This window comes from Paraburkholderia sp. SIMBA_027, from assembly GCF_046535315.1.
In the GTDB taxonomy this organism is placed as follows: domain Bacteria; phylum Pseudomonadota; class Gammaproteobacteria; order Burkholderiales; family Burkholderiaceae; genus Paraburkholderia; species Paraburkholderia tropica.
Genome location: NZ_JAWRWY010000276.1, coordinates 1 through 318 on the forward strand (window position 1 = coordinate 1; position 318 = coordinate 318).

General features: G+C 62.6%; 1 pseudogene. It reads left to right on the top strand.

Annotated features, from left to right (window positions below):
- Nucleotides 1–318, top strand: a pseudogene (locus SB764_RS39085) (ornithine decarboxylase); the annotation flags it as partial.

Sequence of the window (318 nt, forward strand, 5' to 3'; positions counted from 1 at the left end):
GGATCCGGGTGTATGCCACCCAGTCGACCCACAAGACGTTGACCTCGCTGCGCCAAGGCTCCATGATCCACGTGTTCGACCAGGACTTCGCCTCGTCCAACAGTGAGTCTTTCCGCGAGGCGTATATGACCCACACGTCCACGTCGCCGAACTACCAAATCCTGGCGTCCCTGGACATCGGACGGCGCCAGGTGGAGCTGGAAGGTTACGGCCTGGTCCAGAAACAGTCCGACCTCGCCGTCTCGGTAGCGCAGGCTGTGGCCCGCCATCCCCTGCTGCGGAAGTACTTCCGGGTTCTCTCGTCGCGGGACCTCATTG